Source organism: Belnapia sp. F-4-1 (genome assembly GCF_000802185.1).
Lineage (GTDB): Bacteria > Pseudomonadota > Alphaproteobacteria > Acetobacterales > Acetobacteraceae > Belnapia.
In genome coordinates, this window is sequence record NZ_KN676113.1 from 1873789 (window position 1) to 1896141 (window position 22353).

Consider the following 22353-nt stretch of genomic DNA (forward strand, 5'->3'; position numbering starts at 1 on the left):
TGCGGGACGAATTGACCTTTCCGGGAGTGACCATGCCGAAGCTCAGCCCCATCGCCCTCGTCGTCCTCGCGGCGGCCATGCCCGTGCCGGCGCTGGCGCACCATTCGATGGGCGGCGCCGCGGCGACGACGGCCTGGCAGGGCTTCGTCTCCGGCGTGGCGCATCCGGTGATCGGGCTCGACCACCTTGCCTTCCTGCTGGCGGCGGGGGTGCTGGCCGCGGCGGTCGGGCGGCGGGCCGGGATTGCGGCACTGGCCGCCTTCCTCGGCGCCGGACTGGTGGGGACGGTGCTGCATCTGGGCGGCTTCGGGCTTGGGCCGGTGGAGGCGGCGGTGGCGCTCTCGGTGATCGGCGCGGGGGTGGCGCTGCTGGCGGCGCCGGCGCGGCTGCCGCAGGCGGCACCGGGCTGGCTGGCGCTCGGCTTCGGAGCGGCGGGGCTGTTCCATGGCCATGCCTATGCCGAGGCCGTTGCCGGCTCCGGGCCGGCGCCGGTCATCGCCTATCTGCTGACGCTGCTGGCGGTGCAGGCCGCGATCGGGCTGCTGGCGATGCGGGTGGCGCGGAGCCTGGGCGAGGCGTCGCTGCAGCGGCGCTGGGCCGGGGCGGCAGCGACGGTTGTGGGCGCGGTGGCGCTGGGGGCGGCGGTGCTCGCCTGAGCTATGGGCGAGCGAGGATGGGCTTGGCCCGTCCTTGCTGAACTTCCGAGCCTGAGCCATCTCCGGCAACGATAGCAAGGATCAGGACAAATCGTTTTCCCGGATGCCGCAACCGGCGCAGCCTGACGCGGATCGGTCGGTTCCGGAGAGTGGCATGCTTGCAATGCGGGATCGGGTGGCGGGGCGGCCGCTGGCGCTCGGCGGGATGCTGGCGCTGGCTTCGGCGATCGGCATCGGCCGCTTCGTTTATACGCCCCTCCTGCCGGCCATGGCCGAGGGGTTGGGGCTGACGGGCGGCCAAGCGGGACTGATCGCCTCGGCCAATTTCTGCGGCTATCTCGCCGGGGCGCTGCTGGCTGCGGCACGGCTGCCGGGGTCCCGCCGAGCTTGGCTGCTCGGGGCGCTGGCGCTCGGGGCGGCGACGACGGGGACGATGGGGGTGGCCTCGGGCCTGCCGGCCTTCCTGTTGCTCCGGGGGATCGGCGGCGCGGCGAGCGCCTTCGTGCTGGTCTTCGCCTCGGCCCTGGTGCTGGACCGGCTGGCGGCGGCAGGACGCGGAGGCTTGGCCGCGCTGCATTTCGCGGGTGTGGGGGCGGGAATCGCCGTCTCGGCCGGGCTGGTCGCCCTGCCGGGCCTGGGTTGGCGCGAGTTGTGGAGCGCCTCCGGGCTCGTCTCGCTGGCGGCGGCAGGCGCCGTGGCCTGGCTGGTGCCGGGGCAGGAGCGGGCAGCGAGGCCGGTTGCCGCGCAGCCAGCCGGCGATGGCAGGTGGCTGGCCTGGTGGGCCGTGGCCTACGGGCTGTTCGGCTTCGGCTATGTCGTCACCGCGACCTTCCTTGTCGCCATTGTTCGGGCTGAGGCGGCGCTGCGGGCGGTGGAGCCCTTCGTCTGGCTGGTCGTGGGACTGGCGGCGGTGCCTTCGGTGGCGCTGTGGGGATGGGGCGGGCGGCGCTTCGGCCTGGCGCGCAGCTTCGCCGCGGCCTGCGTGGTCGAAGCGGCCGGGGTGGCGGCGAGCGTGCTTTGGCCGGGGGCGGCGGGGGCGCTGGTCGCGGCAGCACTGCTGGGCGGGACCTTCATGGGACTGACCGCGCTGGGGCTGGCCGGCGGGCGGGCGCTGTCGGCGGGCGACCCGCGGCGGACCTTCGCGGCGCTGACGGCAGCCTTCGGCATCGGCCAGATCGTCGGGCCGGTGCTGGCTGGGCTGCTGCACGACCGGACGGGAAGCTTCGGCCTGCCCTCGCTGCTGGCGGCGGCGGCCTTGCTGGCGGCCGGCGCGATGGCGTTGCGGGTGCCGCTGCGGGGCGAGGCCGGGCCGCGCAAGCCTATGGTGCAGTGCGGTAATTCATGCTCGGATGCCGGCAAGGCATAATCTGGCAGGAGAGCCCCATGACCCCGCTGCGCCGTCGTTCCCTTCTGGCCGGGCTGGTGGCCGGGGCTGCCGCCACGCGGCGGGCCGCCGCGGCCGAGACCATCCATGTCGGCGTCAGTGGGCCGTTGACCGGGCCGAATGCGCAGTATGGCGCGCAGTGGAAGGATGCCTTCGATCTGGCGCTGGCCGAGGTCAACCCGGCCGCGCAGCGGCAGATCCAGTACGTGTTCGAGGACAGCCAGAGCGATCCGCGGCAGTCGGTGGCCATCGCGCAGAAATTCGTCAACGACCAGCGTATCGTCATGGAGCTCGGCGACTTCTCCTCGCCGGCCTCGATGGCCGCCTCGCCGATCTACCAGCGCGCCAAGCTGGTGCAGTTCGGCTTCACCAACTCGCACCCGGACTTCACCAAGGGCGGCGACTACATGTGGAGCAATTCCATCAGCCAGGCGGAGGAGCAGCCGCAGCTGGCGGATTTCGCCATCGCGGGCCTCGGCAAGCGGCGGCTGGGGGTGATCCACCTCAACACCGACTGGGGCGTGACCAGCAAGAACCTCTTCGCCGCGGCGGCGAAGGAGAAGGGGGCGGAGGTGGCGGCCGCCGAGGGCTTCCTGCCGGGCGAGCGCGACTTCCGTTCGACGCTGGTGCGCATCCGCGACAGCAACCCGGACTGCATCGTGCTGCTGGCCTACTATGCCGATGCGGCGACGATCGTGCGTCAGATCCGGACGCTCGGCCTGCCGCAGGCGATCGTCGCCGTCAGCTCGGTCTATTCGCCGAAGCTGCTGGAGCTGGGTGGCGATGCGGTGAACGGCGTGCATGTCATCACCACCTTCTTTCCCGATGAGCCGCGGGCAGAGGTGCAGCGCTTCGTCGCCGCCTTCCGCGCGAAGTACAACCGCGAGCCGGACACCTTCAACGCCACCGCCTATGACACGATGATCCTCGCCTCCACGCTGGTGAACCAGTTCGGCGCGACGCGGGCAGCGGTGCGCGAGGGGCTGGCCAAGGTGCGGGGCGTGCCGAGCGTGGTCTTCGGCAGCATGCAGTTCGACCCCAATACCCGCCGGGTGGAAGGTGCGCGCTACAAGCGGCTGGTGGTGAAGGATGGCCGCTTCACGCTGTGGTCGTGATGGGCGGCGCCTGGTTCGACTACACGGTCAACGGCTTCGTCATCGGCAACATCTACGCGCTGCTCGCCGTCGGGCTGGCGCTGATCTACGGCGTCGCCAACCTTGTCAATTTCGCCCATGGCTCGGTCTATGTGGTCGGGGCTTATGTGGGCTGGGCAGCGATCACCTACCTGGATACGCCGCTGCCGGTGACCTTGCTCTGCGTGGTCGCGGTCTCGGCGCTGGTGGGGGTGGGGATCGAGCGGATCGGGCTGCGGCCGCTGCATGGCAGCTCGCGCATCGCGCCGCTGCTGGCGACCATCGGCATCGCGCTGGTGCTCGACCAGGTGGTGCAGCTGGTCTTCACGCCCGATCCGCGGGCGGTGCCGATGCAGGTGCCGGAATGGCGGGTGGCGGTTGGTGGCGGCACCATAGGGGCGCTCGACCTGCTGATCGCCGGCATCGGGCTGACCTCCGCCGTAGTGCTCTATGGCTTCCTGCGCTTCACCAAGCTCGGCTGGGCCGTCCGGGCGACGGCGCAGGATTCGGATGCGGCGCAGCAGATGGGCGTCGACGTCAACCGGGTGAACATGGCGGTCTTCGCCATCGCCTCGGCGCTGAGTGGCGTCAGCGGCGTGCTGGTCGGCATGTACTACAACCAGATCAGCACGGCGATGAGCTTTGAGGCGACGTTGAAGGGCATTGTCGCCCTCATCATCGGGGGCCTGGGCAACGTGCCGGGGGCGATCGCCGGCTCGCTGATCCTCGGGCTGACGGAAAGTTACGGCATCGCGCTTTTCGGCACCTCCTACCGCAACCTCTTCGCCTTCGTGCTGCTGATCGCCATGCTGGTCTGGCGGCCGAACGGGCTCTTCGCCGCGCGGCGGGCGCTGCCGCCGGAGCCGATGACGGGCACCTTCATCGCGCGGTCGCGGCCGGTGGTGGTGCCGCGCTGGGCGGTGGCCGCGCTGGTCGTGGCGGCGGCGCTGCTGCCGCTGCTCGGGCAGCCCTACCTGCTGCAGATCGGCGCCAATTCGCTGATGTATGCGATGCTGGCACTGAGCCTGACCTTGGTGGCGGGCACCGTGGGGCAGGTCTCGCTCGGCCATGCGGCGCTGCTGGCGATCGGCGGCTATGCCTCCGGCCTGCTGGCGATGGATGCGGGCTGGCCAGTGGCGCTCTCGATTCCGGCGGCTGGGCTGGTGACGGCTGCGCTCGGCACGCTGCTGGTCTTTCCGGCCTTCCGGCTGACCGGACACTACGTCTCCATCGCGACGCTTGGCATCGGCGAGATCGTGTCACTCGTCATCCTCAACTGGACGGGGCTGACGCGGGGAGCGATCGGGCTGGGGGGGATTCCGCCGCTCGAGGTCTTCGGGTTCGACCTCGGCTCGGTGGAGGGGACGTACTGGCTCTGCCTCGCGGTGCTGGTGCTGCTGGCGCTGCTGCAGCTGCGGCTGCTGCGCTCGCATCTCGGGCGGACCTGGCGGGCGATCCGCGACGACCCGGTGGCGGCGCGCTCCTATGGCGTCAGCGGCGACCGCTACAAGGCGCTGGCCTTCGGCTTCGGCGGCTTCGCGGCGGGGATCAGCGGCGCCATCACCGCGCATGTCTATTCCTACATCAACCACGAGACCTTCGGCGCGAGCATCTCCATCCTGGCGCTGACCATGGTGATCCTGGGCGGGCTCGGGAATGTGGCGGGGGCGGTGCTGGGGGCGACGCTGCTGATCGCGCTGCCGGAGGCCTTCCGCTTCCTCGCCGAGTACCGGATCCTCATCTACGGCATCGTGCTGCTGCTGCTGATCCGCTTCCGCCCGCAGGGCCTGATGGGGACGGTGTGATGGCGCCGGTGCTCGAGGTCCGCGGGTTGCGGAAGCGCTTCGGCGGCGTCACGGCGGTGGAGGATGCGGCGCTCGACCTGCGGGAGGGCGAGCTGCTCAGCATCATCGGGCCGAACGGCGCGGGGAAGACGACGCTGTTCAACCTCGTCAGCGGGCTCGACCGGCCGGATACGGGGAGCGTGCGGCTGTTCGGCCAGGATGTGACGGGGGCGGCGCCGGAGCGGCTGGCCGGGCTCGGCCTGGCGCGAACCTTCCAGCATGGGCGGGTCTTCGGCAATCTCAGCGTGCTCGACAACGTCCTGGTCGGCGCGCATGCGCGGCTGCGGGCGGTGCGGCCTGCGGTGCCGGTGCTGGGGCCGCTGCTGGAGCTGGCGCTGGCTGCCATCCGGCCGGGCGGGGTGCGGGCCGAAGAAGCGGCCTTGCGGGAGGATGCCATCCGCATCATCTCGCTCTTCGGCGAGCGGCTGACCCCGCGGCTCGATCATCCGGCCTTCAGCCTCTCCTATGCCAACCGGCGCCGCGTCGAGATCGGGCGAGCGCTGGCGCTGCATCCGCGGCTGCTGCTGCTCGACGAGCCGACGGCGGGGATGAACGAGACGGAGACGGCGGAGATGCAGGAGGTCGTCGCCGGGCTGAAGCGCAGCGGCCTCACCATCCTGCTGATCGAGCACAAGCTCGAGATGGTGATGCGGCTCTCCGACCGGGTGATCGTCATGGACAACGGACGGCGCATCGCCGAGGGGCTGCCGCAGGCGGTGCGGCACGACCCGGCGGTGATCGAGGCCTATCTCGGCCACCGCGAAGCCGGCGCGGCGCGGGAGCCCGTGCCATGAGCGCGCTGCTGCGGCTGGAGGGCGTCAACTCCTTCTACGGGCCGGTGCAGGTGCATTTCGACCTGAATCTCGATGTCGAGGCGGGGCAGATCGTCTGCCTGCTCGGCGGCAATGCCAGCGGCAAGTCGACGACGATGAAGACCATCCTCGGCCTGCAGCGGCCGGGCTCGGGCCGGGTCTGGTTCGACGGGGCTGATATCACCGGCCTGCCGACGCCGCAGGTGATCCGGCGGGGGATCGGCTCGGTGCCGGAGGCGCGGCGGCTCTTCCCGGCGATGACGGTGCGGGAGAACCTGCTGATGGGTGCTTATGCCCGCAGCGACCGGGCTGCCATCGCCACCGATGAGGAGCGGGTGCTGGGGCTTTTCCCCCGGCTCAGGGAAAGGCTGGGGCAGCGGGCGGGGACGATGTCGGGCGGCGAGCAGCAGATGCTCGCCATGGCCCGCGCCCTGATGGGCCGGCCGAAGCTGATCTGCATGGACGAGCCGACCATGGGGCTCTCGCCGCTCTTCGTCGACCGGGTGCTGGAGCTGATCCAGGCGATCAACCGCGAGGGCGTGACGGTGTTCATGGTAGAGCAGAATGCGAGCCTGGCGCTCGGCATCGCCCATTACGGGTATGTGTTGCAGACCGGGCGGATCGCCCTGCAGGGGCCGGCCGGGGAGTTGCTGCGCGATCCGCGCATCCGCGATGCCTATCTCGGCGGCGCGGCGCGCGATGGGGAGGGTGAGGGATGACGGTACGGAAGCGCCTCGGCTTCTTCACCCGGGTGCTCGACGAGGTCGGGCCGGCGGAGCGCTACCGGCTGGCGACCGAGCAGATCCTCCATGCCGAGCGCTGCGGCTTCGATTCCGCCTGGGTGGCGCAGCATCATTTCCATGAGCATGAGGGCGGGTTGCCGGCGCCCTTCGTCTTCCTGGCGCAGGTGGCGGCGCGGACGCAGCGCATCCGGCTGGGGACGGGGATCGTGACGCTGCCGCTGGAGCTGCCGATCCGAGTGGCAGAGGATGCGGCGGTGCTCGACCTGGTTTCGGGCGGGCGGCTGGAAATGGGCATCGGGCCGGGGGGCAACCCGGCGGCCTTCCGGGCCTTCGGGCTCGATCCGGCGGAGCGCGGGGCGATCTTCAACAACAATGCGGCGCTGCTGCGAACGGCCTGGGAGGGCGGGGCGCTGCCGGGCGGGGACCGGCTCTATCCGCCGGCGCCGGGGCTCGCCGGGCGGATCTGGCAGGCGACCTTCACCGTCGAGGGGGCAAGGCGGGCCGGGGCGGCGGGGGATGGGCTGATGCTTTCGCGCACCCAGCCGCGGCCGGAGGGGGCGGAGGGGATGACCCTCGCCGACATCCAGAATCCGATGGTCGATGCCTATCTGGCGGCGCTGCCGGCGGGCTGCGCGCCGCGCATCCTCGCCTCGCGCTCGGTCTTCGCTGCCGACCGGCGGGAGGAGGCGTGGCGGCTGGCGGAGCAGGGGCTCGGGCGGTTCCGCGACCGTGCGGCGGCGCAGGGCCGCGCGACGGGGCGGGAAACGGTGGAGGAGATGGTCGCCACCTTCGACGTGCATCTCGGCACGGTGGCGGAGGTGGTCGCCTCCTTGCAGGCCGATGGCGTGATCGATCGGGCGACGGAGCTGGCGGTGCAGGTGCATTCGGTCGACCCGCCGCATCCCCACATCCTGCGCTCGCTGGAGCTGGTGGCGGGGCAGGTGGCGCCGGCGCTGGGCTGGGCGCCGGGGGGAATACGGTCGGAGGCGGCATGAGCGGCGCGATCTATGCCGGGCCGGTGGTGGATGCGCACCACCACTTCTGGAACCCGCGGATCAACCACCATCCCTGGCTGACCGAGGCAGGGGTGATCCCCTTCCGCTATGGCGACTACCGGGCGATCCGCCGGCCCTACCTGCCCGACGAGTACCGGACGGATGCGGCCGGGCACAAGCTGGTCGGCAGCGTCTATGTCGAGACGGAGTGGGACCCGGCGGACCCGCTCGGCGAGGTGCGGTATGCGGCGCTGCTGCGCGAGCGGCACGGGCTGCCGGATGCGGTGGTCGGGCAGGCCTGGCTCGACCGGGGCGACGTGGCGGAGGTGCTGGCGGGGCATGCGGCCTCCGCGCTGGTGCGGAGCGTGCGGCACAAGCCGGGCGGGCCGAAGGCGCCGGGCGAGCCTGGGCAGACGCTGATGTCGGATGCAGGCTGGCGGCGGGGCTATGCGCTGCTGGCGCGGCATGGGCTGCATTTCGACCTGCAGACGCCGTGGTGGACGCTGCACGAGGCGGTGCGGCTGGCCGGCGATTTCCCGGAGACGCTCATCATCCTCAACCACACCGGGCTGCCGGCGGACCGCAGCGCCGGGGGGCTGGCGGGGTGGCGGGAGGCGATGGTGCGGCTGGCCGAGTGCGCCAATGTCGTCGTCAAGGTCTCGGGGCTCGGGGTGCGGGGGCAGGCCTGGGCGGCGGGGCGGACGGAGTGGATCATCCGCGAGACGGTGGCGCTGTTCGGGCCGGAGCGAGTGATGTTCGCCAGCAATTTCCCGGTGGACAGCCTCTGCGCCAGCTTCGATGAGATCTACTCCGGCTTCAAATCCGCCGTCGCGGACCGGCCGGAGCCCGAGCAGCGGGCGATGTTCTGCGACAATGCGCGGCGGGTCTACCGCATCGGGTAGGGAAGGGATGGGGAATGAGCCAGACGAGGCCGCATGTCGCGCTCGCCATGGGGGATGCGGCCGGCATCTCGCCCGAGCTCACCGCCCGGATCCTGGCCGATGCGGAGCTGCGCGCGGCGGCGGCGATCACCGTGATCGGCGATGCGCGGGTGCTGGCCGAGGGGGCGCAGGTAGCGGGCGTCGGACTCGACATCGACACGGGCGACGGGCGGCCGGGCGAGCGGCCGCTGCTGCTCGATCTCGGGCATTGCGATCCGGCTTCGGTGCCGCTCGCCCAGGTCTCGGAGGCGGGTGGGCGGTTTGCGACGGCGAATTTTCGCCGGGCGCTGGCCATGGCGGCGGCGGGGGAGGCGGATGCGGTCTGCTTCACCCCCTTCAACAAGGCGGCGATGCGGCTGGTGACGCCGGACTACGAGGACGAGATCGGCTTCACCGCGGAGGCGATCGGCTTCCGGGGGGTGGCGAAGGAGTTCAACATCCTCGAAGGGTTGTGGAATGCGCGCGTCACCTCGCATGTGCCGCTGAAGGAGGTGGCGGGGCTGCTGAGCCGCGAGGCGATCCTCGAGAACCTTCGGCTGACGGATGCGGCGCTCCGCGCCTCCGGCGTGACGCGGCCGCGGATCGCCGTCGCGGCGCTCAATCCGCATGCGGGGGATGGCGGCAATTTCGGGCGGGAGGAGATCGACGTGATCGGGCCGGCCGTCGAGGCGGGCAAGGCAGAGCAGATCGGCTGCGACGGGCCCTACCCGGCGGATACCGTCTTCGTCCGGGCGCGGCGGGGCGATTTCGACGCGGTGCTGACGATGTACCACGACCAGGGGCAGATCGCGATGAAGCTGATCGGCTTCGAGGCGGGGGTGACGCTGCTGGGCGGCTTCCCCTTCCCGATCTGCACGGCGGCGCATGGCACGGCCTATGACATCGCCGGGCGCGGCATCGCCCATCCGGGGGCGATGCGGAATGCGGTGCTGCTGGCGGCGCGGATGGCGGTCAGCGCCTGAGGCCGGCGATGAGCACGTCGAGCACGCGCAGCACCTTGGCGCGCCAGTCCGGGCCTTCCTGCGCGTAGCAGATGCCGACCAGGGCCAGCAGCAGCTCCTCCGGGTCGAGGTCGCCGCGCAGCTCGCCGGCCTCCGTCGCGCGGCGCAGCAGGCCGCCGAGCGCCGCGCGGAGGCGGTCGAGCGCGGAGGCGATCGGCTCCGAGGATTTGTGCGACACCATGGCGAGGGCGGCGGCCATGCCCTTCTTGGTGGCGATGAACTCGACATTGGCGGCCAGCCAGCGGCGCAGCGCCTCGGTGGGGGGCAGCTCGGCCGAGAGCCGGGCGGCGACTTCCACCAGCTGGTCCACCTCGCGGCGGTAGACCGCCTCGTAGAGCGCCTCCCGCGTCGGGAAGTGGCGGTAGAGCGTGCCGATGCCGAGGCCGGCCTCGCGGGCGACGGCTTCGAGGCTCGCCGCCGGGCCGCCCTGGTTGAAGACGGTGCGGGCCGCGGCCAGCAGGCGGTCGCGGTTGCGGGTGGCGTCCGCGCGGGGCTTCCGTGGTGTCTGGCTCCGCTCCTCGGTCATCGCGCTTGGTTGATATCCTGCCTCTTGTAAGCGGAGGGTGCCTCCGTATATCGCTCCGCATGAGGCCAGGGAGCGGCTGATCTCTCCTGGCCGCAGGACCCCCCCCGCCGTGCCGGCGGAGTGGGAACGCCGTGGCCCTCATCGGAGATCCGCATGAGCCTGTCCATCACCCTTACCGTCAATGCGGTACCCCGGACCATCGCATTGGACGACCCACGGGTCACGCTGCTCGACCTGCTGCGCGAGCGGCTCGACCTCACCGGGACCAAGAAGGGCTGCGACCGTGGCCAGTGCGGCGCCTGCACCGTGCTCGTCGATGGGCGGCGGGTGAATTCCTGCCTGGCGCTGGCCGTGAGCCTCGACGGGGCTGAGGTGCTGACCATCGAGGGGCTGGCCGAGGGCGAGGTGCCACATCCGGTGCAGGCCGCCTTCATCGAGCATGACGCCTTCCAGTGCGGCTACTGCACGCCGGGGCAGATCATGAGCGCGGTCGGGCTGATCCGCGAGGCGCAGGCAGGCGACGACCCCGAGCGGGTACGCGAGGCGATGAGCGGCAATCTCTGCCGCTGCGGCGCCTACAAGGGCATCACTGAGGCAGTGCTGGAGGCGCAGCGGCGCCTTGCCGCCGATGCAGAGGAGAAGGCGGCATGAACCGCTTCGACTATGTCCGCCCCGCGACGGTGGCGGAGGCGGTGGCGGCCGCGGCGGTGCCGGGCAGCGCCTATCTCGCCGCCGGGACCAATCTGCTCGACCTGATGAAGGGCGGCGTGATGCGCCCGGCGCGGCTGGTCGACCTGGCGCGGGTGCCGGGGCTCGACGCCATCGAGGCGCTGCCGCATGGCGGCGTGCGGATCGGCGCGCGGGTGCGCAATTCGGACCTCGCCTATGACCCCGGCTTCGCCCGGCGCTTCCCGGCGGTGGCGGAGGCGCTGCTGTCGGGTGCTTCGGCGCAGCTGCGCAATGCGGCGACGGTCGGCGGCAACCTGCTGCAGCGGACGCGCTGCGCCTATTTCTACGACCCCGCCAGCGCCTGCAACAAGCGCGAGCCCGGCGCTGGCTGCGATGCGCGCGAGGGCGAGAACCGGCTGCATGCGGTGCTCGGCTGGAGCGAGCAGTGCATCGCCACGCACCCGTCGGATTTCTGCGTGCCGCTCGTCGCCTTGGGCGCGGTGGTGGAGATCGAGGGGCAGGCGGGGCAGCGCGAGGTGCTGCTCGAGGAATTCCATCGCCTGCCCGGCACCACGCCGGAGCGGGAGAGCGTGCTGGCGCCGGGCGAGCTGATCGTCGCGGTGCGGCTGCCGGGCGAGGCGGCGGGCTTCGCCGGACATGCGCGCTATGTGAAGCTGCGCGAGCGCACCTCCTATGCCTTCGCCGTCGTCTCGGCCGCGGCGGGGCTGCGGCTGGAGGATGGCGCCATTGCCGAGGCGCGGCTGGCGCTCGGCGGCGTCGCGGCGAAGCCCTGGCGGGTGCCGGAGGCCGAGGCGGCGCTGCGCGGCGCGCGGCCGGGTGCCGAGGCCTTCCGCCGGGCGGCGGAGGCGGCGCTGGCGGAGGCGCGGCCCTCCGGCGACAACGCCTTCAAGATCGAGCTGGCGCGGCGCATCCTGGTGCGCGCGCTCACCCTCGCCGCGGCCGGCACGCCGGAGCGGCTGCCGGCTCTGCCGGCCTCCCCCCATGCCCCCCATCCGGGAGTTTCCCTCTATGGCTGAGCTCGCATCCTCCGCGGCGCATGGCCGCCACGGTTCCAGCATCGGCCAGCCGCTCACCCGGCGGGACGGGCTGCTGAAGGTCACCGGCGGGGCGCGCTATGCCGCCGACCACCATCCGCCGGGGATGCTGCATGCGGCGCTGGCGGTGAGCAGCATCGCGCGCGGCCGCGTCACTGGCCTCGATCTCGAGGCGGCGCGGGCGCATCCCGGCGTGGTCGCGGTGATGACGCCGGAGAACCGCCCGGCGCTGGCGCAGGACCCGGACGACAAGGCAGGGCCCTTCGCCTTCCGGCTCGATCTGCTGCAGAACGACCAGGTGCGCTATGTCGGCCAGCCGGTCGCGGTGGTGATCGCCGAGACGCTGGAGGCGGCGACCGAGGGCGCGGCGCTGCTTGCCCCGCGTTATGCGGCGGAGCCGGCGAGCACCGGGCTCGATGATGGCGAGGTCTTCGTCCCGCCGGCGGTCGGCGTCGGCTATCCGGCCGAGATGCGGCATGGCGATGTGGAGGCGGGGCTCGCCGCGGCGGCACGGCGGCTCGAGGCGGTCTACGAGACGCCGGCGCAGTACCACAATGCGATGGAGCCGCATGCCGTGGTCGCGGCCTGGGAGGGCGACCGGCTTTCCATCGACACGCCGAGCCAGGGCCTCGCCCTGGCGGTGGACCGGGTCGCCGGGCTGTTCGGCATCCCACCGGAGAATATCGAGATCCGCAGCCCCTTCCTCGGCGGCGGCTTCGGCTCCAAGGGGGCGGTCTCGGGGCCGCAGGTGCTTGGCATCCTCGCCGCGCGGATGGTCGGGCGGCCGGTGAAGCTGGTGCTGAAGCGCGACCAGATGTACGGCCCGGTCGGGCATCGCGCGCCGACGCGGCAGACGCTGCGGCTCGGCGTGGATGGCGAGGGAGCGCTGACCGCGCTGCATCACCATGTCCGCACGACGAGCAGCCGGTTCGACGACTTCTTCGAGCCCGCGGGCACTGTCTCGCACACGCTCTATGCCAGCCCGGCCATCGCCACGACCAGCGATGCGGTGCGGCTGGATACCGGCACGCCGATGTTCATGCGGGCGCCGGGCGAGGCGAGCGGCAGCATCGCCCTGGAGGGCGCGATCGACGAGATGGCGGCGGCCTGCGGCATGGACCCGCTGGAATTCCGCCTCAGGAACTATGCCGAGGTGGAGCCGGCGAGCGGCAAGCCCTTCTCCTCCAAGGCGCTGCGCGAATGCTATGCGCAGGGCGCCGAGCGCTTCGGCTGGGCCGGCCGGCCGCTGGCGCCGCGGCAGATGCACGACGCGGACGGGCTGCTGGTCGGCTGGGGTGTCGGCACCGCGACCTTCCCGGCGCTGATGTTCCATGGCCAGGCGCGGGCAGTGCTGCGGCGGGACGGCAGCGGGCTGGTCGAGACTGGCGCCCATGACATGGGGCAGGGGGCCTGGACAGCCTTCGCCCAGATCGCGGCCGACAGCCTCGGGCTGCCGATCGACCGGGTGGAGTTCCGCGCCGGTCATTCGGGTTTGCCGGATGCGGGCATCGCGGGCGGCTCCTCCCATACCGCGACGGCGGGCATGGCGATCCATGGCGCGGGCGCCGATGTGGTCGCCCGGCTGGCGGAGCTGGCGATGGCGGACCAGCGCTCACCGCTCTACGGCGCAGGGAATGCCGGGGTGGTGGCGCGCGAGGGGCGGCTGGTGCGGCGCGACGACGAGAGCCGGGGCGAGACCTATGCCGAGATCCTCGCCCACGCCGGCCTCGACGAGATCGAGGGGCGCGGCACCGGGGCGGCGGATCAGGCGGCGCAGGAGCACTACGCGATGCACGCGCATGGCGCGGTCTTCGCCGAGGTGAAGGTCGACCCGGAGCTCGGGCAGATCCGCGCGACGCGGCTGGTCGGCGCCTTCGCCGCCGGGCGGATCATCAATCCGCGCCTGGTGCGGAGCCAGTATTACGGCGGGATGATCTGGGGCGTCTCCTTCGCCCTGCACGAGGCGGCGGCGGTGGACCGGCGCACCGGGCGGGTGATGAATGCCAATCTCGGCGAGTACCATGTGCCGGTGAATGCCGACGTGCCCTCGCTCGAGGCCATCCTGGTCGATGAGGTCGATCCGCATGTGAATGCGCTCGGCATCAAGGGCGTCGGCGAGATCGGCGTCACCGGCTCGGCGGGGGCGGTGGCCAATGCCGTCTGGCATGCGACGGGGGTGCGGGTGCGGCGCTTCCCGATCGCCATCGAGGAACTGCTTGGTCAGCCATAGGCGCGGCGGAAGAAGACGGCCGTCATCGCCAGGCTGAAGGCGATGACGAAGCCACGCAGCCAGGGGGCGGGCACGCGGCGGGCGAGGCCCGCGCCGAGATACCCGCCGATGACGGCGGCGACCAGCATCACCGCCGTCTCCGGCCAGTGGACCGGGCCGGCGAGGGCGAAGCAGAGCACGGCGACGGCATTGGCGGCGCTGACCAGCATGGTCCGCGCCGCGCTCATCGAGCGGATGTCGGCATCGTCGAGCAGGCTCCAGACCGCCATCATCATGATGCCGACGCCGCCGCCGAAATAGCCGGCATAGACAGAGAGCGGCACCTGCGCACCGGTCACCGCGCCGGGGCCGATGCGCACCCGCCTCCGCAGCGCGGCGCCGAGCGGGCGGCCGAAGGCGAAGGCGAGCGTGCCGATCAGCAGCAGCCAGGGCAGCAGCACGTCGAAGGCATGCTGCGGCGTGACCAGCAGCAGCAGGGCGCCGACCAGCCCGCCGATCAGGCTGATGAGAATCATGGTGCGGAGCGGGATGCCGTCGAAGGGGCGGAAGTCGCGCCGCCAGGCCCAGGCGCTGGCGATCGTCCCCGGCAGCAGGGCGACGGTGCTGGAGGCATTGGCGGCGACCGAGGGCAGGCCGACGAAGACCATCGCCGGAATGCTGACGAAGGAGCCGCCGCCGGCCGCGGCATTCATGGCGCCGGCGAGCAGGCCGGCGCCGAACAGGATGAAAAGCGCTTCCATTCGGCGGAGAGTGCTCCGCCGGGGAGGTCAGCGCCAGCCGTAGGTCCGGTCGTGGTGGTGGCGACCGTGGTGCCAGCCATGGTGCTGCCAGCCATAATGGCGCGGCGGCGGGCCATAGCGGTGCCAGTGGTGGTGGCGTGGCGGGGGCGCATAGTGCCGCCAGTGGTCGCCATGCACTGTGGTGACGCCCGGGCCTTCACGATGGAAGGGGGCCGCACTCGCGCCGTCCAGCGCGGCGCCGGCGGACAGCAGCCCGAGGCCGAGAGCGGCTGCAGCGAAAAAGCGACGCATCATGTCCTCCTGTGGATGGGTCCACGAAGGCATGATGGGGCTCCGGTCAAGGCGGGATCGGGGCCGGATTGGCGCGACGCCGGGGCAGATTGTAACGGCTCGTGGCGGGGGTCAGACCCCGTAATACTCGCGGAACCACGCGACGAAGCGGGTGACGCCGGTGGGAACGTCGGTGGTCGGGTGGTAGCCGGTCAGCGCCTGGAGCAGGCTGGAATCGGCCCAGGTCTTCAGCACCTCGCCGGGCTGCATGTCCATCATGTTGCGCTCGGCGGCGCGGCCGGTCGCCTGCTCGATGGCGGCGATGAATTCCAGCAGCCGCACCGGGTTGGCGTTGCCGATGTTCACCAGGCGGTAGGGGGCGACGGGGCTCAGCGAGTCGCCGGGGCCGGCCGGCTTGCCGATTTCCGGCCGGCAAGGGACGAGGCGGATGATGGCCTCGACCAGGTCGTCCACATAGGTGAAGTCCCGCTCCATCAGGCCGTGGTTGTAGACGTCGATCGGGCGGCCGCGGAGGATGGCGTCGGTGAATTTGAACAGCGCCATGTCCGGCCGGCCCCAGGGACCGTAGACGGTGAAGAAGCGGAAAGCCGTCGTCGGCTGCTGCCAGAGATGGGCATAGCTGTGGGCAATGTTCTCGGTGGCCAGCTTGGTGGCGGCGTAGATGTTGAGCGGGGTCGCCACCGCATCCGTCTCGCGGAAGGGCATGGACGTATTGGCGCCGTAGGCGGAGCTGGTGGAGGCGACCAGCAGGTGCTGCACCGGGTGGTGGCGGCAGGCCTCGGCCAGGGCATAGGAGGCGACGACGTTGTTGTGGATGTAGCTTTCCGGGTGCTCCATCGCGTAGCGCACGCCGGCCTGGGCGGCGAGGTGGATGACGACCTCGGGCGCCTCCTCCCGCATCACCGTGGCGAGGCGGGCGGCGTCGGCGAGGTCGAGGATCAGCGGCCTGAAGCCGGCGGATTGGGCGAGCCGGGCATGGCGGGCCTCCTTCAGCCGCAGGTCGTAATAGGGGACCATGGCGTCGATGCCGGTGACGGCATGGCCTTCGGCCAGCAGGCGGTGGGCGAGGTGGAAGCCGATGAAGCCGGCGGTGCCGGTGACCAGGAATTTCATGGCGGCCTCATCTCTTTCGCTGCGTGACGGAGCTGTGTCGGACGAGTCCAGGGCGAGGGCAAGCCGCAGAAACGTTGCCGATGCCGGCGGCTTTGGCCATGGTGCTTCGACCCGGATGCAGGAGCGGCCACCCCCGATGCCGGATAGCCCAGCGTGAGCGTGGAGCGGGATCTGGCCCGGTGGATGAAGGGCACCGTGCTGCCCTACTGGGCCACCGAGGGATACGACGCGGCGGCCGGGCTGTTCCAGGAGCGGCTGTTTCCCGATGGCCGGCCCGATGCCGGCGCCGTCCGGCGGGTGCGGGTGCAGGCACGGCAAATCTATGTCTATGCGCATGCGGCCGTCATCGGCTGGTATCCCGCCGGGGCAGGGCTGGCGCTCCGGACCTTCGACCGCCTGGTCGGGATCGCTCACGCACCCGATGGGCAGGGCGGCTTCGCCCACAGCGTCACGCCGGAGGGGCAGGTCGTCAGTCCGCTGCGCGACGCCTATGACCATGCCTTCCTCGTGCTCGCCTGCGCCTGGCTGCTGCGGGCAACGGGGGAGACCAGGATCCGGGACGTGCTGGAGGCTGTGCTCGGCTTCGTCGATGCACGGATGACGGCGGCGGATGGCAGCCTTCTGGAGGGTGTCCCACCCAGCCTGCCGCGGCGGCAGAACCCGCAGATGCATTGGTACGAGGCGATGCTGGCACTGATGGAAGCCGGCTTCCCAGGTGCGGCGGAGCGGGCGGCGCGGCACCGGGCGCTGTTCGAAACGCGGTTCTACGATGCGGCGACGGGAAGCCTCGGCGAGTATTTCACCGATGACTGGGCGCCGGCGCCGGGCCTCGACGGGCGCATCCTGGAGCCGGGCCACCATGCCGAATGGGCCTGGCTGCTACGCCGGCACCAGGCGCTGGCCGGCCTGCCGCACAGTCCGGTCGCGGGCGACTTGCTGGCCACTGCGATGCGCTGGGTGGAGCCGGAGACGGGGCTGCTGGTCGACGAGGTCCTGCGCGGCGGCGATGTGCATCGCGGCACGCGGCGAACCTGGCTGCAGACGGAACTCGCCAAGGCCTGGCTGTCGGAGGCGGAATTCGGCTCCGCCGGAGCGGCAGAACAGGCGCGCCGGGCACTGGCGGCGTTGGACCGTTACTTCCTGCGCCGGCCTGTCGAGGCGGGTTGGCTGGACCGTGTCGATGAAGGCGGCCGGCCGATGCCAGGATTGGTTCCAGCGAGCGCCCTCTACCACGTCTTCCTCGTCCTGGCCGAGGCGGAGCGCGTCCTGGGTGGCCGGGACTGAGAGAAACCGTTCTGGATTGAACGCCCGCGGGAAACCGGGCGAGTTGTACGTGAGCCGAACTGCCGTCCCCGCAAGTCGATAAATAAACTTTTGCGTGAACTGCGTCTACATTTCATGGTGCCGGCAATCGAGTCGACCGTTGCGCCTAATCAGGAAGTGCGCGGCAGGCGGCCTCGGTCAAGGAGCAGATCGAAGGCTACAACCGCCTGCTGAGCCAGGGCTATGCCTCGCGCTTCCTGGTGCTGAATCTGCAACAACAGGAGGCGGGGTTCGTCGCCATCATCGGCTAGGCGGAGGCACAGGAGGCGCAACTCCGCGAGGGCATCGCCCAGGGGGAGCGACAGCTGACCAGCATCCGGCTGCAACGGCTCTCCGACATCGCCACCGACATCCGGGCGACCGAGGCGGACATCGCCACGGCTCGGCAGCAGCTCCGCACGGCGGAGGACGTGCTGGCGCGGCGCGAGGTGCTGGCGCCGGAGGCCGGGCGGGTCACCCATATCCGGGCCTTAACGCCCGGAGCGAGCATCAGCGCGGGCGAGCCTGTCCTCGATCTCGTGCCGGCTGAGGACAGGCTGGTGGCCGAGTTGCGGCTCCTGCCGACGGATATCGACCAAGTGACGGTCGGGCAGCGGGCAAGGCTGCGGCTGACCGCGCTCCGGCAGCAGAACCCGCCGATGCTGCCGGGCCAAGTGATGACCGTCTCGCCCGATCTGCAAAACGACGCTGCCGACCGGACTTACTATCTTGTCCGGGTCGCGCTCGATCCTGGCGCGCTCGACCTCGTGCCGCAGCGTTCGCTCATGGCCGGCATGCCGGTTGAGGGCTTCCTGATCGGAGAAAGCCGGACTCCGCTCGGATACTTCTGGGAGCCGGTGCGCAGCTTGGTACGGCGGACGGTGCCGCCGGCGCCTCCCTCGGAGCTTCGGCCGGGCGCGTGAGCGGCGGCCGTGTGCTGCGATTACTCGTCGAAAGTGGCAGCGACGCCTTCAAGCAGGGGGGCGCGTCCATGCTGCGGCGGTAGGATGGGCCCGGGACATCGGGACCACCCCCAATGACAGGCGCTGGACGGCGACGGGCCCCGATAGTCCGATGCTCCGCCAACCGGAGAATGCCGAGGGCAGCGGGACCGCGTGCCGGTACCTGACGGCGCCTTCCGGACGCCGGGGACCGCAGGGTCGCAAAGCGGCTGGGGTATGGTTCCGGGACCCATCTTGCGCAAACATGGCGCCCGCCAAAGTCCGGGCAACCGGAAGGCGGCCATGCTGGGAGGATAACATCAATGAACACGGTCTCCATCGGCCGTCGCTCGGCGCTGGGTGCCGCGCTGGCCACGACGGTGCTCGCCTGTCCGGCCATCGGCCAAGGGCGCTTCCCCAATCGGCCGGTGCGGTTCCTGATCCCCTGGGCACCCGGAGGCACGCTCGACGCCTTCATCCGCCTGCAGGCCGAGCTGTTCCAGCAGGATACCGGCCAGACGCTGATCATCGAGAACCGGCCGGGCGCCCGGGGCACGCTGGCCGCTCAGTTCCTGCTCACCCAGGCACGGCCCGACGGCTACACCATCGCCCACCACCATCTCTCGGTCATCCGGCATCCCTTCCTGACGAAGCGGCCGACCTGGGACCCGGTGAACGACTTCACCTATATCATGCAGCAAACGGGGTTCGTCTTCGGCCATGTGGTGCATCCGGCGTCGGGCTGGAACACGCTGGCCGACATGTTCGCCGAAGCACGCCGGCGCCCGGGCGAGCTCACCTACGGCACCTCCGGCATCGCAACCTCCAACCACCTGGCCATGGAGGAGCTGTGCGAGAAGGAAGGCGTGCAGATGACGCATGTGCCCTACCGCGGCACCTCGGAGAACATCACCGCCGTGCTGGCCCGGCAACTGGACTGCATCGCCAACTCCAACTCCTGGGCCCCGGTCGTCGAGACGGGGCAGTTGCGGCTGCTGGCTGTCTGGACGAAGGAGAGGCTGCGCAGCTTCCTCCAGGCGCCGACGCTGCTGGAGCTTGGCTACGGCATGGTGGTGACCTCGCCCTACGGCGTCGCCGGGCCGAAGGGCATGGACCCTGAGGTGACCGAGGCGCTGCACCAGGCCTTCCGGAAAACGCAGTCTCATCCGCGGGTTCAGGAGTTCATGGCGAGCAACGACATGCCGAATGAGTATCTCGGCCCCGCCGACTACACCGCATTCGCCCGCGAACGCGCCGGGTACGAGCAGCGGATGGTCACCCGGCTGAACCTGTCGATCGACTGAGGGGCCCGGGAACCGGAGGCTCGGCGAGCCGGCGTCCGGATCCCTTGCCGAAGCCCAGGCGTGGACGCCGACGGGGACTGTTCCGGCGGGGCCGCCGCCCTGACAAGGCGAATCGAGGCTGCCGATTCCCGGCCTGGCGTTACTGCGGCCGTGTCCGCTTCGACAGCGACACCGCGTAAGGCGCCGGCCGGGCACGCAGCGTCGGGTCGTCGCTGAACTCGACGCCGGGTGGATTGGCCAGCGCCAGGAAGCTGATCCGGTCGCAGGCGCCGCCCGGCCCGGCTGCGACCTCGGTGACTGTCAGCCGGCCCACGGTCGCGCGTGGCCGGTCGTCGGGCCATGCGGTGGTCGGGTCGTTCAGGTCGTCGCCAGCCTGCGGGAAGATCAGCACCATGTCGAAGGTGGCAGGCGCCTGCGCGACCCGGCCCCGCAGCTCATCGGCCAGGAAGTCGGCCGGCAGGCTGCGCATCTGCTCCTCGCTGAGGCGCTGCGTCCCGGCCACGGGCTCGAACACCCAGCGTGCCGGGCGGACCTCGCCATCGGCGCCGCGGAAGCGGAAGGTGTTGACCCCCCAATAGGGCGTCGTCGCCCAGCTCGCCGGCGGAGCATTGGCGGCGAGCCACCTTCCCTGCAGCGTGGTCTTCGGGTTCGCGGCGATGAAGGCGTCGACCGCAGCCTGGTCCGGCCGCCCGGTTGCCGGGTCCGGCCTGCGCACGCGAAGCCCCTCGACCAGTGCCTCGGGCGTGGGCGCTCCGAAGATGGGGACGGAGATGTTCGCCATGTCCCAGGAGGTGCCGCCGGGCACCTGGAAGCGGATCGAGAGGCCGCGGGTGCTGCGGCTGGTATCGGCGGCGGCGGGACCACCGCCGACGGCGAAGCGGATGATCGTCGGAATGCGTTGCCCGCCGAAGGTCGGCGAAACCGACAGCCGCGCCCCCTCGGCGGTACCCTCGAAGAAACCTGAGGCGCAGGTACCCTTGGGGTGGCTCGGGCGATGCGTCCGGATCGGGCCCTGCACACCTTCGAAGGCTTCGATCACCTGCGTCGGGGTCGGCGCCTGGGCATCGGCCGGAACGGCAACTCCGAGGCCGAGGAGGAGAACTACGACTTGAGCGGTACGAGGGGACATGGGCATGAGCCTTCCTCCTTTGGCAACTCGCCATAGCATGATGTGGGAAGCGCGGTCGTCCTCGCAACGTGACGTTCGACGAGGCGGGCGGCCTCGGCCAACCAACCAGCTGTGGTGGCGCCGCATGAGGCGGTCAGGCATGCGAGCCCGGGAACCACGGCGCCGTCTGCACATCACCCAGTTCTTCGTCGGCGACGGTTCGCTTGCGGGACGGGAGTTTGCTTCGCGGCGCCAATCTGGGACGATGCGAACCGCAGCGGGACCCGGGCCGGCAGGGACCGCGCGGGGAGAAACGCCAATGGAACGACACTATGGCTGGGTCATCGTCGCCGTCGGGGCCTTGATGGGCTGCGTCGGCATGGGGTCGCTGTTCTCCCTCGCCGTCTTCCTCGGTCCCGTTGCCACCGACACTGGCTGGTCGCGCGCCGGCATTTCCGCATCGATGACGATCGCCTTCCTGGCCATGGGCTTCGGCGGCTTTGGCTGGGGCTGGGTCAGCGACCGCTATGGGCCGCGGATTGTCGGCATCGCGGGCGGGCTGCTGCTGGGCGCGGGGCTGGTGCTGGCAAGCCGCGCGACGAGCCTGCTGACGTTCCAACTCGCCTATGGCCTGTTCCTCGGCACGGCGGTCGGCGCCTTCTTCGCGCCCATGATGGCGACGGCCAGCGCGTGGTTCGACCGCCAGCGGGCGCTCGCGGTCTCCCTCGTGTCCGCCGGCCTCGGGACGGCACCCGTGACGGTCGCGCCCTTCGCCCAATGGCTGCTTTCCAACCATCATTGGCGCAGCTCGCAACTCCTGATGGGGATCATCGCCTGGACGGTCCTGCTGCCGGCCGCGCTGCTGCTGCGCCGCCCGCCGGTCACGGCCCTGCACCCAGGCGCGGACGCCGCCGCGACAGGCCAGGACTTCACCGCCCGGCAGGCGCTGGGCTCCCGGCAGTTCGTGGTGCTCGCGGCGACCTTCTTTGCCTGCTGCCTGGCACATGCCGGGCCGATCTTCCACGTCGTAAGCTATGCGATGGTCTGCGGCTTGTCCGCCGCAGCCGCCGTCAGCGTCTACGGCCTGCAGGGTTTGGCCGGGCTTGGCGGGCGTCTACTTCTGGGCGTGCTCGCCGATCGGCATGGGGCCAAGCCTGTGCTGATCGGGGGCTTGCTGCTGCAGGCGCTGGCGATCGGCGCCTTTCTCCCAACCAGCAGCCTCGGCGAGTTCTACGCCGTCGCCGCGGTGTTCGGCCTCGCCTATGGCGGGGTGATGCCGCTCTACGCGGTGCTCGCGCGTGACTACTTCGGCCCCCGTGTCCTCGGCACGGTGTTCGGCGCGGCCACCATGGTGTCCTGCCTTGGCATGGCAGCGGGACCCGCGGTCGGTGGGTGGATCTTCGACCGTTTCGGCAGCTATGCGGGGATGCACCTCAGCTCCCTGGCGATAGGCTTCGGGGCCGTGGCGATCGCCCTTGCCTTTCCGCCCCTGCCTCGGATGCGGCCTGAGCGCCTGAGGCCGGCCTAGCGCATCGGCGGCGGTCGGCGCCTGCCGCGATCCGCAG

At 71.3% G+C, this 22353-nt stretch carries 21 protein-coding genes; 16 read left to right on the forward strand and 5 right to left on the reverse strand.

Annotation, left to right across the window (positions count from 1 at the left end):
* Positions 1–32 precede the first annotated feature (32 nt).
* The 9 genes from LH62_RS28215 to LH62_RS09150 all read left to right on the forward strand — a co-directional run bounded on the left by LH62_RS28215 (position 33) and on the right by LH62_RS09150 (position 9470).
* Positions 33–656, forward strand: coding sequence for a HupE/UreJ family protein (locus tag LH62_RS28215; protein WP_160299807.1), 624 nt, complete (start codon positions 33–35; stop codon positions 654–656).
* A 154-nt stretch (positions 657–810) separates the two neighbouring features.
* Positions 811–2022, forward strand: a complete 1212-nt coding sequence (locus tag LH62_RS09115; RefSeq protein ID WP_201445452.1) for a YbfB/YjiJ family MFS transporter — start codon at positions 811–813, stop codon at positions 2020–2022.
* A gap of 17 nt (positions 2023–2039) precedes the next feature.
* On the forward strand, positions 2040–3155 hold the full coding sequence (locus tag LH62_RS09120) for an ABC transporter substrate-binding protein (RefSeq protein WP_043360719.1): 1116 nt from the start codon (positions 2040–2042) through the stop codon (positions 3153–3155).
* Positions 3155–4978, forward strand: coding sequence for an ABC transporter permease (locus LH62_RS09125; RefSeq protein ID WP_043360720.1), 1824 nt, complete (start codon positions 3155–3157; stop codon positions 4976–4978). Before LH62_RS09120 ends, LH62_RS09125 begins: the two co-directional genes overlap by 1 nt.
* Positions 4978–5811 carry an ABC transporter ATP-binding protein gene (locus LH62_RS09130; RefSeq protein ID WP_043360721.1) on the forward strand — a complete coding sequence of 278 codons (834 nt, stop codon included), beginning with the start codon at positions 4978–4980 and terminating at the stop codon, positions 5809–5811. The genes LH62_RS09125 and LH62_RS09130 overlap by 1 nt, the downstream gene beginning before the upstream one ends.
* Positions 5808–6548, forward strand: coding sequence for an ABC transporter ATP-binding protein (locus LH62_RS09135; protein WP_043360723.1), 741 nt, complete (start codon positions 5808–5810; stop codon positions 6546–6548). The genes LH62_RS09130 and LH62_RS09135 overlap by 4 nt, the downstream gene beginning before the upstream one ends.
* Positions 6545–7567 carry a putative FMN-dependent luciferase-like monooxygenase gene (locus LH62_RS09140; protein ID WP_043360725.1) on the forward strand — a complete coding sequence of 341 codons (1023 nt, stop codon included), beginning with the start codon at positions 6545–6547 and terminating at the stop codon, positions 7565–7567. Before LH62_RS09135 ends, LH62_RS09140 begins: the two co-directional genes overlap by 4 nt.
* The gene (locus LH62_RS09145) at positions 7564–8469 is read left to right on the forward strand and encodes an amidohydrolase (protein WP_043360727.1); all 906 of its coding nucleotides are present in this window, start codon (positions 7564–7566) and stop codon (positions 8467–8469) included. The genes LH62_RS09140 and LH62_RS09145 overlap by 4 nt, the downstream gene beginning before the upstream one ends.
* Before the next feature lie 14 nt (positions 8470–8483).
* On the forward strand, positions 8484–9470 hold the full coding sequence (locus LH62_RS09150) for a 4-hydroxythreonine-4-phosphate dehydrogenase PdxA (RefSeq protein WP_043360728.1): 987 nt from the start codon (positions 8484–8486) through the stop codon (positions 9468–9470).
* Here the strand turns inward: LH62_RS09150 and LH62_RS09155 are convergent.
* Complete coding sequence (locus LH62_RS09155; protein ID WP_043360729.1) at positions 9460–10035, reverse strand: TetR/AcrR family transcriptional regulator; 576 nt, start codon at positions 10033–10035, stop codon at positions 9460–9462. The two genes, LH62_RS09150 and LH62_RS09155, sit on opposite strands and share 11 nt — an antisense overlap.
* 153 nt (positions 10036–10188) lie before the next feature.
* On the opposite strand from LH62_RS09155, the gene LH62_RS09160 reads away from it, so the two are divergent.
* From LH62_RS09160 to LH62_RS09170, 3 genes are read left to right on the forward strand one after another with little or no spacing between them, the layout of a single operon-like run.
* Positions 10189–10686, forward strand: coding sequence for a (2Fe-2S)-binding protein (locus tag LH62_RS09160; protein ID WP_043360731.1), 498 nt, complete (start codon positions 10189–10191; stop codon positions 10684–10686).
* Positions 10683–11741, forward strand: coding sequence for a xanthine dehydrogenase family protein subunit M (locus LH62_RS09165; RefSeq protein WP_043360732.1), 1059 nt, complete (start codon positions 10683–10685; stop codon positions 11739–11741). Before LH62_RS09160 ends, LH62_RS09165 begins: the two co-directional genes overlap by 4 nt.
* Entirely contained in the window at positions 11734–13989 is a 2256-nt protein-coding gene (locus tag LH62_RS09170; RefSeq protein WP_043360734.1) for a xanthine dehydrogenase family protein molybdopterin-binding subunit, read from the forward strand. The genes LH62_RS09165 and LH62_RS09170 overlap by 8 nt, the downstream gene beginning before the upstream one ends.
* Here the strand turns inward: LH62_RS09170 and LH62_RS09175 are convergent.
* The 3 genes from LH62_RS09175 to LH62_RS09185 form a co-directional block, all read right to left on the reverse strand.
* A complete protein-coding gene (locus LH62_RS09175) occupies positions 13980–14729 on the reverse strand; it encodes a sulfite exporter TauE/SafE family protein (RefSeq protein WP_043360736.1) in 750 nt (249 codons plus the stop codon). The two genes, LH62_RS09170 and LH62_RS09175, sit on opposite strands and share 10 nt — an antisense overlap.
* A gap of 27 nt (positions 14730–14756) precedes the next feature.
* Positions 14757–15023 carry a hypothetical protein gene (locus LH62_RS09180; RefSeq protein ID WP_043360738.1) on the reverse strand — a complete coding sequence of 89 codons (267 nt, stop codon included), beginning with the start codon at positions 15021–15023 and terminating at the stop codon, positions 14757–14759.
* A 108-nt stretch (positions 15024–15131) separates the two neighbouring features.
* The gene (locus LH62_RS09185) at positions 15132–16133 is read right to left on the reverse strand and encodes an NAD-dependent epimerase/dehydratase family protein (protein ID WP_043360741.1); all 1002 of its coding nucleotides are present in this window, start codon (positions 16131–16133) and stop codon (positions 15132–15134) included.
* Between the two features lie 153 nt (positions 16134–16286).
* Here LH62_RS09185 and LH62_RS09190 point away from each other — a divergent pair, with 153 nt between their 5' ends.
* The 3 genes from LH62_RS09190 to LH62_RS09205 all read left to right on the forward strand — a co-directional run bounded on the left by LH62_RS09190 (position 16287) and on the right by LH62_RS09205 (position 19680).
* Complete coding sequence (locus LH62_RS09190; RefSeq protein ID WP_052214036.1) at positions 16287–17417, forward strand: AGE family epimerase/isomerase; 1131 nt, start codon at positions 16287–16289, stop codon at positions 17415–17417.
* A 449-nt stretch (positions 17418–17866) separates the two neighbouring features.
* Positions 17867–18358, forward strand: a complete 492-nt coding sequence (locus LH62_RS09200) for an HlyD family efflux transporter periplasmic adaptor subunit (protein WP_052214038.1) — start codon at positions 17867–17869, stop codon at positions 18356–18358.
* 341 nt (positions 18359–18699) lie between these two features.
* Positions 18700–19680: a tripartite tricarboxylate transporter substrate binding protein gene (locus tag LH62_RS09205; RefSeq protein ID WP_052214041.1), complete on the forward strand. Its 981-nt coding sequence runs from the start codon at positions 18700–18702 to the stop codon at positions 19678–19680.
* 139 nt (positions 19681–19819) lie between these two features.
* Here LH62_RS09205 and LH62_RS09210 read toward each other — a convergent pair whose 3' ends face one another.
* Positions 19820–20809 carry a catalase family peroxidase gene (locus LH62_RS09210; RefSeq protein WP_043360743.1) on the reverse strand — a complete coding sequence of 330 codons (990 nt, stop codon included), beginning with the start codon at positions 20807–20809 and terminating at the stop codon, positions 19820–19822.
* A 298-nt stretch (positions 20810–21107) separates the two neighbouring features.
* On the opposite strand from LH62_RS09210, the gene LH62_RS09215 reads away from it, so the two are divergent.
* Positions 21108–22316: an MFS transporter gene (locus tag LH62_RS09215; protein ID WP_043360745.1), complete on the forward strand. Its 1209-nt coding sequence runs from the start codon at positions 21108–21110 to the stop codon at positions 22314–22316.
* Positions 22317–22353 lie beyond the last annotated feature (37 nt).

What these genes read in the sequence shown, in the direction of transcription:
- LH62_RS09120 (WP_043360719.1), top strand. Translation starts at nt 2,040, where the DNA reads ATGACCCCGCTGCGCCGTCGTTCCCTTCTGGCCGGGCTGGTGGCCGGG.
- LH62_RS09215 (WP_043360745.1), top strand. Translation starts at nt 21,108, where the DNA reads ATGGAACGACACTATGGCTGGGTCATCGTCGCCGTCGGGGCCTTGATG.
- LH62_RS09145 (WP_043360727.1), top strand. Translation starts at nt 7,564, where the DNA reads ATGAGCGGCGCGATCTATGCCGGGCCGGTGGTGGATGCGCACCACCAC.
- LH62_RS09165 (WP_043360732.1), top strand. Translation starts at nt 10,683, where the DNA reads ATGAACCGCTTCGACTATGTCCGCCCCGCGACGGTGGCGGAGGCGGTG.
- LH62_RS09125 (WP_043360720.1), top strand. Translation starts at nt 3,155, where the DNA reads ATGGGCGGCGCCTGGTTCGACTACACGGTCAACGGCTTCGTCATCGGC.
- LH62_RS09135 (WP_043360723.1), top strand. Translation starts at nt 5,808, where the DNA reads ATGAGCGCGCTGCTGCGGCTGGAGGGCGTCAACTCCTTCTACGGGCCG.
- LH62_RS09210 (WP_043360743.1), bottom strand. Translation starts at nt 20,809, where the DNA reads ATGTCCCCTCGTACCGCTCAAGTCGTAGTTCTCCTCCTCGGCCTCGGA.
- LH62_RS09115 (WP_201445452.1), top strand. Translation starts at nt 811, where the DNA reads ATGCTTGCAATGCGGGATCGGGTGGCGGGGCGGCCGCTGGCGCTCGGC.
- LH62_RS09175 (WP_043360736.1), bottom strand. Translation starts at nt 14,729, where the DNA reads ATGGAAGCGCTTTTCATCCTGTTCGGCGCCGGCCTGCTCGCCGGCGCC.
- LH62_RS09205 (WP_052214041.1), top strand. Translation starts at nt 18,700, where the DNA reads ATGAACACGGTCTCCATCGGCCGTCGCTCGGCGCTGGGTGCCGCGCTG.
- LH62_RS09150 (WP_043360728.1), top strand. Translation starts at nt 8,484, where the DNA reads ATGAGCCAGACGAGGCCGCATGTCGCGCTCGCCATGGGGGATGCGGCC.
- LH62_RS09160 (WP_043360731.1), top strand. Translation starts at nt 10,189, where the DNA reads ATGAGCCTGTCCATCACCCTTACCGTCAATGCGGTACCCCGGACCATC.
- LH62_RS09185 (WP_043360741.1), bottom strand. Translation starts at nt 16,133, where the DNA reads ATGAAATTCCTGGTCACCGGCACCGCCGGCTTCATCGGCTTCCACCTC.
- LH62_RS09170 (WP_043360734.1), top strand. Translation starts at nt 11,734, where the DNA reads ATGGCTGAGCTCGCATCCTCCGCGGCGCATGGCCGCCACGGTTCCAGC.
- LH62_RS09155 (WP_043360729.1), bottom strand. Translation starts at nt 10,035, where the DNA reads ATGACCGAGGAGCGGAGCCAGACACCACGGAAGCCCCGCGCGGACGCC.
- LH62_RS09140 (WP_043360725.1), top strand. Translation starts at nt 6,545, where the DNA reads ATGACGGTACGGAAGCGCCTCGGCTTCTTCACCCGGGTGCTCGACGAG.
- LH62_RS09180 (WP_043360738.1), bottom strand. Translation starts at nt 15,023, where the DNA reads ATGATGCGTCGCTTTTTCGCTGCAGCCGCTCTCGGCCTCGGGCTGCTG.
- LH62_RS28215 (WP_160299807.1), top strand. Translation starts at nt 33, where the DNA reads ATGCCGAAGCTCAGCCCCATCGCCCTCGTCGTCCTCGCGGCGGCCATG.
- LH62_RS09130 (WP_043360721.1), top strand. Translation starts at nt 4,978, where the DNA reads ATGGCGCCGGTGCTCGAGGTCCGCGGGTTGCGGAAGCGCTTCGGCGGC.